Raw genomic sequence first — 4119 nt, 5'->3', positions numbered from 1 at the left:
CGCCCCACCCCGCCCGCTACGACGCACGGGACGGCGATCAAGGTTCCGGCGCGAGCCGCGGAAGGTGACTCAGCCGGCCGCCACGGCGCGGTGGACACTCTCGCGGAGCAGGGCGCGACGCCGGTCGTGCAGTGCGTCGGGCTCCTCGGCCGTCGCGGCGTAGACATTGCTCACCGGCGACCAGGCCATGGACATGGCGATCACCATCGCCATCAGGTCGAACGGATCCCCTTCCCGGACCAGACCGGCGGCCTGCGCGTCACTGATGGCGCGCAGTTTGCTGTCTTCGAGGCGCTCGGGGTCGTCGACCAGGTGACCGGCCGGGCGGCGCTCCAGGCGCGCCCAGGTGGCCAGCCGGATGAGGTCCGGGCGGCGGAGGTACTCGTCGTAGAGGCGTACGGCCCAGTCCGCGAGATCGGTGGCGTCGATCGGGGCGACGTTGACGATCCGCTCCAGGGAGCCGAAGAAGATGGCGTCGAAGAGCCCTTCCTTGCTGCCGAAGTAGGCGTAGAGCTGCGCCTTGTTGGAGCGGGCGGCGGTCACGATCCGCTCGATGCGGGCACCGGCGATCCCATGCTCCGCGAACTCCTGGGTCGCCACGTCGAGCATGCGGCGGTACGTGGCCGCTCCGCGCGCGGTCAGGGGCTGCTCATTCATGACCACACGCTATCAAACAGAACAGTTGGTTTGCCTGATACCCATTCGGCGCCTACCCTCAAATAGACCGAACAGTCTGTCTGTAAGGAGTCAGCATGAGGACCACCATGGGATGGCAAGCGGACGGCCCCACGCCCACGCTGCGGCGGGTGCCGCTCGAACGGCGCGAGCTGCGCCCCGACGACCTCGCGGTCCGCGTGGACCACTGCGGCGTCTGCCATACCGATCTGCACGCCGTCGACAGCCGGGACGGGGCTGCCGACTCGGCGGACCCGCCGCTGGTCCCGGGGCACGAGTTCACCGGTGTGGTGACCGCGATCGGCGCTGGAGTCACCGGATTCACCGTCGGCGACCCCGTGGCAGTGGGCAATATCGTCGACTCGTGCGGTGAGTGCGCGATGTGCCGGGCCGGCCAGGAGAACTTCTGCCATGCCTTCCCGACCCTGACCTACGGCGGCACCGACCGGCACGACGGCTCGACGACCCTGGGCGCATTCTCCCGCGAGTACGTCGTACGCGACCGGTTCGCCTACCCCCTGCCCACCGGTCTGGACCCGGCGGCCGCCGCCCCGCTGCTCTGCGCGGGGATCACGGCCTGGGAACCGTTGCGCGCGCTCGGGGTGGGCCCGCGCACCCGCGTGGCCGTGGCGGGACTCGGCGGCCTGGGCCACCTCGCGGTCAAGTTCGCCGTGGCGATGGGCGCCGAGACCACGGTCCTCAGCCGCTCCCCCGACAAGGCCGACGACGCGCGCCGGCTCGGCGCCCACGGCCTCCTCGTCTCCTCCGACCCCGAACAGATGGCCGGGGCACGGGACCGCTTCGACGTCGTCATCGACACCATCTCCGCCCCGCACGGCCTCGGCCCCTATCTGCGCCTGGTGGCCATGGACGGCACCCTCAGCCACCTCGGGCACCTCGGTCCCGTCACCGTGGAGACCATGGACCTGCTCGTGGGCCGTAAGAAACTCAGCTCTGCGGGCAGCGGCGGCAGGCCCGCGACCGCCGCCATGCTGGAATTCTGTGCCGCGCACGGCATCACCGCCGACGTCGAGGTGCTTCCCTCGGCGCGGGTGAACGAAGCCCTCGACCGCCTGCGGCGCAATGAGGCCCACTACCGCTTCGTACTCGACATGTCCGACCTGGACTGAACAGCGAGGACACGCGCGGGGCCGGGCCGCCGCCACCACGGCACGAGCTGGGCGACCCCGAATGCCACTTCGACGACGAGGAACAGCCACAGGAGCTGCGGGGCTCCATGGGCGAGTGCGTACGCCTGCCAGACCGCGAAGAGTGTGCGTGCGGCGCCGTCGAACAGGCCGTGCACCGGCAGCGGCCTGACGATGCGCAGGACGGCCCAGACGACCACCACCGACCCCATCAGGTTCGCGAAGAGGGTCTGCATGGGGTCGAGTTCGGGCATCTCGCCGAGTCCCCATGCGCGGCCCAGCGACGACAGCGCGTCGTGTACCAGCACGTACGTCCACGGTGTCGCGAATCCCGCCGTGGCGACGAGGTCGTACCAGGCGCTCGCGCGGACGACGCGAAGATATCCGGGGCGTGCGGAAGCGGAGGGAGGGATCATTTCGGGGGCTCCTGCCGGGTCTCTGGTCAGCGAAGCCTCACGGTAAACAGTGGAGTACGGTCCAAGGTCAAGCCCACCACCGACGGGGATTCATGCGTATCGGAGAGCTGTCCGCGCAGACGGGTGTCACCAGGGACACCATCCGGTTCTACGAGAAGGTCGGCCTCGTCACAGGCGTTCGACTGCCCAACGGCTACCGGGACTTCGCGCCCGAGACAGTCGCCTGGCTGCAATACGTCCGCACCGCACAGAGGCTCGGCTTCTCCCTGGCGGAGATCGCACGGACGGGTGAGGAGCTGCGCAAGGTGCCGGACACCGCGAGCGCCCTGTCCGCGCTCTTCGAGGAGAAGATCCAGGTCATCGATGTGCGCATGGGCGAACTAGCCGCTCTGCGAGCCGAACTCGCCGAGCGCGTCGGTACGGGTTGCCCGTTGCGGGCGCGGCCTACGGCGTGACGGCCTTGAGCCAGTCGTCGACGGTGACGACATCCGCCCACTGCGGGAACAGCTTCTCCGTGAGGACCCGGTGCAGCTCGGGGTCGGTGTCGAGGCAGGCGTCCGACAGGACCGTGAGCCCAAGGTCCAGGCCGTTGGCCCGGCACATGGTGTGGAGCACGACGCCGCTGGTGGCGAGGCCCATGAGTACAAGGCTGGTGATGTCGCGCGCCCTGAGCACCAGGTCGAAGTCGCTCCCCGAGAACGCGCTCCCGCGCCGCTTGGTGACGACGATGTCGCCCGGCTCGGGCGCGATGTCGTCGTGGATCTCGCTGCCGGGAGCACCCTCGGTGAACAGGCCCGCCTGCAGGACGCCGATGAGCACCTTGCTGCGCGCGCTGGCCTCCGGCTGGCCGGGGCGGAGCCCCATCACCACGTAGATGACCGGGATGCCCGCTGGACGTCCATCACGAGGAGCGCATTGCTCGCCATGCTTGCCGTCCCCTGCTCAGGTGGTCGCGGTGAACTGCACGTACTCGATGATTGCGCCACCGGGATGACGGACCGTCAAATTACGTCCGGTGGGCACCTCGTTGGGGCCGTCCGTGATGGTGGCGCCAGTTCGTTCGGCGAGATCGAGGATCTCTTCGACGGACGCGACGATCGCGGTGGCATGGGTGTCTCTGTACGGGGCGAGCGCTTCGTCCGTGCCTGCGATGAGGAGGTAGCTGCCGATGCTCGCCAGCTCCAGATCGCGGTACGGGAAGCGGAGGTTGGGCTGCTCGCCCGTGAGCTCGACGAAGGTCGGCAGGGCGGTGTCGAGGTCGTCGACGTACACGCGGGCGTAGGTCGCGAGGACGGTCATGCGAGCGGCCCGGTGGTGACCGCCGCGACGAAGGCCGCCGAAGTGAGGGCCCGGAAGGCGATGACAGGGACGCTTTGGCTGGTGCGCTTCATGTTCGTCATCCTCCGCGACCGACCTGATCAATGCCAGGGAGTTGGGGTACGAGTGTGTGAACAACCGCCCGTCGGCGCCCCGTTGACCCGGCCGTTGCTGAAGCTGGGCCGATCTGAGACTTGACTCTCACACATTATGAGAGGACTCTCTCACGTCATGGACTCCAGTAACCGCCTGGGCGACATAGAGGTCACGGACCCGAAGGCGATGCGCGCGCTGGCCCACCCCGTGCGCCTCGCGATCCTCGAACGCCTCCAGCGGCACGGCCCCGCCACCGCGACACAGCTCGCCCCCGAGGTGGGCGCGACCCCGTCCGTCGCCAGCTGGCATCTGCGGCATCTGGCCGGGTTCGGGCTCGTCCGCGATGCCGAGCCCGGTCCCGATCGTCGGCAGCGGCGGTGGGAAGCGGTGGCTCGCGGCTTTCGGTTCGAGGCGCCTGTGGGTCCGGACGACGGTGAGGGCCGGGCCGCCGCGCGGGCACTGTCACG

6 protein-coding genes and 1 pseudogene are annotated in these 4119 nt (G+C 69.5%); 3 read left to right on the top strand and 4 right to left on the bottom strand.

From position 1 onward, the window contains the following. Window positions 1-69: 69 nt before the first annotated feature. Window positions 70-657: a TetR/AcrR family transcriptional regulator gene (locus J0695_RS27170; RefSeq protein WP_206966263.1), complete on the bottom strand. Its 588-nt coding sequence runs from the start codon at window positions 655-657 to the stop codon at window positions 70-72. Window positions 658-752: 95 nt separating this feature from the next. Between J0695_RS27170 and J0695_RS27165 the strand changes: the two genes are divergently transcribed. Continuing rightward, window positions 753-1805, top strand: a complete 1053-nt coding sequence (locus J0695_RS27165) for an NAD(P)-dependent alcohol dehydrogenase (RefSeq protein WP_206966262.1) — start codon at window positions 753-755, stop codon at window positions 1803-1805. Here the strand turns inward: J0695_RS27165 and J0695_RS27160 are convergent. Continuing rightward, window positions 1769-2239, bottom strand: a complete 471-nt coding sequence (locus J0695_RS27160; RefSeq protein ID WP_242553248.1) for a hypothetical protein — start codon at window positions 2237-2239, stop codon at window positions 1769-1771. The two genes, J0695_RS27165 and J0695_RS27160, sit on opposite strands and share 37 nt — an antisense overlap. Before the next feature lie 92 nt (window positions 2240-2331). On the opposite strand from J0695_RS27160, the gene J0695_RS27155 reads away from it, so the two are divergent. Beyond that, window positions 2332-2694, top strand: a complete 363-nt coding sequence (locus J0695_RS27155; RefSeq protein ID WP_206966261.1) for a MerR family transcriptional regulator — start codon at window positions 2332-2334, stop codon at window positions 2692-2694. Here J0695_RS27155 and J0695_RS27150 read toward each other — a convergent pair. Together J0695_RS27150 and J0695_RS27145 are read right to left on the bottom strand one after the other, a co-directional pair. Continuing rightward, window positions 2684-3136 (bottom strand): annotated as a pseudogene (locus tag J0695_RS27150) (cysteine hydrolase family protein); the annotation flags it as partial. The gene J0695_RS27155 and the pseudogene J0695_RS27150 overlap by 11 nt on opposite strands. 45 nt (window positions 3137-3181) lie before the next feature. Then, window positions 3182-3538 carry a hypothetical protein gene (locus tag J0695_RS27145; RefSeq protein ID WP_206966259.1) on the bottom strand — a complete coding sequence of 119 codons (357 nt, stop codon included), beginning with the start codon at window positions 3536-3538 and terminating at the stop codon, window positions 3182-3184. Window positions 3539-3787: 249 nt separating this feature from the next. Between J0695_RS27145 and J0695_RS27140 the strand changes: the two genes are divergently transcribed. Continuing rightward, a partial coding sequence (locus J0695_RS27140; protein WP_206966258.1) for an ArsR/SmtB family transcription factor occupies window positions 3788-4119 on the top strand: 332 nt, incomplete at its 3' end.

This window comes from Streptomyces beijiangensis, from assembly GCF_017315755.1.
Lineage (GTDB): Bacteria > Actinomycetota > Actinomycetes > Streptomycetales > Streptomycetaceae > Streptomyces > Streptomyces beijiangensis.
Note: the sequence above shows the minus strand (reverse complement) of the source record. Positions and strands in the feature narration are given on the sequence as shown.